Origin of the sequence: Weissella cibaria (assembly GCF_004521965.1) — a bacterium.
Classification (GTDB): domain Bacteria; phylum Bacillota; class Bacilli; order Lactobacillales; family Lactobacillaceae; genus Weissella; species Weissella cibaria_A.
In genome coordinates, this window is sequence record NZ_SDGK01000005.1 from 1 (window position 1) to 3,524 (window position 3,524).

General features: G+C 40.4%; 5 protein-coding genes. 3 read left to right on the forward strand and 2 right to left on the reverse strand.

Translation table 11 applies throughout. The annotated features are described in order from the left end of the window. The first annotated feature begins 218 nt into the window (after positions 1-218). The 3 genes from EST42_RS00245 to EST42_RS00255 all read left to right on the forward strand — a co-directional run bounded on the left by EST42_RS00245 (position 219) and on the right by EST42_RS00255 (position 2,114). Positions 219-605: a hypothetical protein gene (locus tag EST42_RS00245; protein ID WP_134643699.1), complete on the forward strand. Its 387-nt coding sequence runs from the start codon at positions 219-221 to the stop codon at positions 603-605. Between the two features lie 618 nt (positions 606-1,223). Beyond that, positions 1,224-1,430: a hypothetical protein gene (locus EST42_RS10770; protein WP_245150297.1), complete on the forward strand. Its 207-nt coding sequence runs from the start codon at positions 1,224-1,226 to the stop codon at positions 1,428-1,430. 141 nt (positions 1,431-1,571) lie between these two features. Then, on the forward strand, positions 1,572-2,114 hold the full coding sequence (locus EST42_RS00255; protein ID WP_134643700.1) for a GyrI-like domain-containing protein: 543 nt from the start codon (positions 1,572-1,574) through the stop codon (positions 2,112-2,114). Between the two features lie 44 nt (positions 2,115-2,158). Here the strand turns inward: EST42_RS00255 and EST42_RS00260 are convergent, their stop codons facing one another. Both EST42_RS00260 and EST42_RS00265 read right to left on the reverse strand, forming a co-directional pair. After that, on the reverse strand, positions 2,159-2,632 hold the full coding sequence (locus EST42_RS00260; RefSeq protein ID WP_134643701.1) for an ASCH domain-containing protein: 474 nt from the start codon (positions 2,630-2,632) through the stop codon (positions 2,159-2,161). Between the two features lie 142 nt (positions 2,633-2,774). Next, positions 2,775-3,389 (reverse strand): TrmH family RNA methyltransferase, encoded by a 615-nt coding sequence (locus tag EST42_RS00265; RefSeq protein WP_134643702.1) that lies wholly within the window; start codon positions 3,387-3,389, stop codon positions 2,775-2,777. Between the last annotated feature and the right edge of the window lie 135 nt (positions 3,390-3,524).

A 3,524-nucleotide genomic window follows, 5' to 3' on the forward strand; every position in this document is an offset into this window, starting at 1 on the left:
ATATATCTGACACGACTTAATATATAATACAGAATGCTTTTCAATATGTCAACAACTTTGTTGAATCATATTTTTTGTTGCTTTCTTTCAAAAGATAACTTAAATATAATACCTCGTTCATAGCATGAATGCAACCCTCAATTTTCAGAACTTTGCCTTACGCATTTTCTATACCGTGATATACTGGTAACAGTTATAAACGAAGTAAGGAAATATATATGGCAAATAAAGCAGAAAAGGTGGACGCAGCTGAATTCTTAGCAATGTTGCTACAATACAGTCGTGACTTCCACTATAATCACATCAACGTTAATGTTCGTTTGAATCGTAACCCCGCATACACACGTCAGGTAATGAGTGTCATGTTGAAGCGTAACTCAAAGAAGTACGGTAACGACGAACGTCTATATGCATCAATGACCGCCGACGAAGCAACAAAGTTCCTCGCGTTAATCAATCAATTGAAGGAAGACATGTTTGCTTCTTTCGCTGATAAGATTACTTGGCACACCGATTTATTGGTACGTGAAGATCAAGAATTCGGTTATCGTCAAATTCGCGAACGCGATCAGTACAATAACCTAGAGTTTGAACTTTTGCTCTAATCTTATAAAAGCCCCTAGTTATTCAATAACTGGGGGCTTTTTCCCGCGTAATCCTCTTTTTAGGTTGGTACGCTGAACACAAATCAGAGAAAGGACACTTACCCATGTATAAGCAATTCTTTGTTTTCGGTAGTCGGTTACTTGGTCTCAATCATGTTTGGCAGTTATCTGGCCAAGCATTCTGGGCAGAGTCGGCCGAAAAACCTGCTATTGCAGCCGAGCCGAGTGCGAAAATGCACCGTGACTACAATATCAGCCACCACGACTACCTAGATATTATGGCTCCCGTCGTTGCGATATTAAAACAACAACAGATATTGGTCTTTATCTACGCGGCGGTAGATTCATCGAACCGATTACTACCTACCACTAGCATTTTATCAGTGATATCGTCAGTCATACTAATATGCGGGTTGCAGTCTTAGACTATCCTCTCGTGCCAAAAGCAAATTTGGATGACATTTACGAACGCATGGAAGACGCTATTTGGGAATTACATCATGACTTTCCTGAGGCTAACATTAGTTTAATTGATGATAACTCCGGCGAGCAACTAGCCTTAGGATATACGAATTATTTGAAGTTTTGCCTATTAAGAAAATCGTTGCTATCAGTCCTATGGTTGATATGACCTTGTCTAATCCTGACATCACAACAATTGCCAAACATGATCCGGTCCTATCCTTACCTGCGATGCCTGATGTCATTAAAGTCATTAGTGAACATCATAGCCTACAAGATGCCGTAGTATCACCGCTATATGGTAATTTTGATAACCAACGTATCTTAGTTATTAGTGGTACACGGGATTTAACTAATCTGTAAACCAACTCTTTGCCAAAAAAATTGCTGCAAATGTGACTTACATTGAAGGAGAAGGATTACCACATGCCCATCCAATTTGGTCACTAACCCTGAACTCCTCAGTCAAGCGTGATATTTATGATTTTCTGATGAGGCAAACTGATGAAATATGATTTGAAAAAAGATGGTAAGCCAGAACTAAACAAAACCCGGCGTCCGGACTTACTAACTGTACCTAGTCACTGTTATTTAGCAATCGTTGGCACCGGCGATCCAAACACCGTGAACTTTGGTGATCGCATCGCCGCGCTCTATGCAATTGCTTATCCAATCAAAATGGCTTATAAACAAATGTCCTCTCATGATAGTCACTATACTGACTATGTTGTGCCATCGCTCTGTGGCGATTGGCCCATCTCTGAAGTGGCAATTAACCACGGAAACTGGGCCAAGACAGATTTTGTTTATACATTACGAAGAAAGGTTACTGTCATTAGTCTGCCGTCACAAGAGGTTGTGCAAATGTTACACGTTGGTTCTTATGAAGAAGAACAAAGAACATTTGATTACTTAACAATGTTCTTAGAAGACCAGCAGTTACAGCGAACTTCCAAAACGCATACTGAAATCTATTTAAGTGATGCTCGTCGAACTGCCTTCGATCGGCTTAAAACGTTTCTGCAAATAAACGTTGTACCTAAATAAAGACCCCACCAACGCCTGCTGTGTCAGTGGGGTCTTTATTTTTGCTAGCGCAAGGACTCACTATAAATAACAGTCAGCTCTTCCAAAACAACATGCAAACGCGTTAAGTCTAGCAACTCACCAGCGTCTGCAAACTCTGCTCTAAAAAATGGTTCATGAACTTGTCGCCAGTACGCCAAACTGCGATCACCTTCACCTTCTGCATAAGCATGGCGCTCATCAACATCAGCATACTTGCGTACTTCAACATTAGTCGTACAAATAATTGCCACTGGTTCTCCTGCCCCGTTAAGCAAAACATCATAACCCTGCTTAGCAACCGGGATTGGTTCATTCTCAAGTTGATATAACTCATATGCGCTTGCCGTTGCAGTCTTAATGCCTGCTAATGTCAAACGTGCCAAGTCATCAGCTTGCTGTGACCCTTTACCAAATGCCCAAGCTGAACCAAACACAGCCGTTGGTTCATTCATTTCCGTCTTAAATTGTTCCCAATATTTTGTAACGTTATCTGTCATGTTGTCCCCCTTAACCATTTCATTCTACCAAATCCACTGATTTTATGCTTATTTGTGATTTGATTTTCAGTCAATAACAAAAACTGACCACGTCATGTTGTCGTGATCAGTTTATATACCGTATTTTATTGCATCCGAAAAGCTAATTGGCCGGTGTTTCAGGAACTGGATGCTGGGCCGTATACAAAGCAGCAATAATACCATGTGCAACAGATACGTTGAGTGAACGAACTGAGCCAGTTTGTGGAATGTAAATCATCGCATCCGCAGCTTGAATCAATTCATCAGCCAAACCAATCTGTTCTTCACCAAACAAGAAAACACTTTTCTCCGGCAAGACTGTTTCAAACACGTTGTGTAATTCATAGCCAGGCGTATTATCAACCGCATAGATGGTATAACCTTCCGCATGCCATCGATCAAATAGTTTTTGATAATCAGTAATTTTGTGATGCAAAATGTGCTCGTAGTGTTGCGCACCAACAGCTCCGGTCTTATTCCACTTCTTAGCGCCTTCTTCATTTTCCGGATCCATTGGATTTTCAGGATTTAAGAAAACAATTTCACGCCCTGAAAATGCGTTGTGGTTACGGACAGCTGTTGCCTTATTGAAATCGTGGGTTAAATTTTGAAGCGCTGTAATCATATAGCCACGTCGTTGGTCTAACGCTTGCATGATATCTTCGTTCGTCATGCCTTTAAAATCATCACCCAAGTTACGGTAGTCAATCGCATTTTTTAAATCAATCTTGCTCATTTTTCTATATCTCTTTAACTGTATTTCTGTTCAAATTGTTAGTTAGTGCACCCTATGTTTTGTAAGTGCATTTTCAGTCTACTTTATTCTAGCCAAAAAGAAAACCACACCCGAGTTGGGTGTGGTTTCAAGTTG

Excerpts from the sequence above, each read along its gene's own strand:
- EST42_RS00260 (WP_134643701.1), bottom strand. The coding sequence starts at position 2,632 with ATGACAGATAACGTTACAAAATATTGGGAACAATTTAAGACGGAAATG.
- EST42_RS00255 (WP_134643700.1), top strand. The coding sequence starts at position 1,572 with ATGAAATATGATTTGAAAAAAGATGGTAAGCCAGAACTAAACAAAACC.
- EST42_RS00265 (WP_134643702.1), bottom strand. The coding sequence starts at position 3,389 with ATGAGCAAGATTGATTTAAAAAATGCGATTGACTACCGTAACTTGGGT.
- EST42_RS10770 (WP_245150297.1), top strand. The coding sequence starts at position 1,224 with ATGGTTGATATGACCTTGTCTAATCCTGACATCACAACAATTGCCAAA.
- EST42_RS00245 (WP_134643699.1), top strand. The coding sequence starts at position 219 with ATGGCAAATAAAGCAGAAAAGGTGGACGCAGCTGAATTCTTAGCAATG.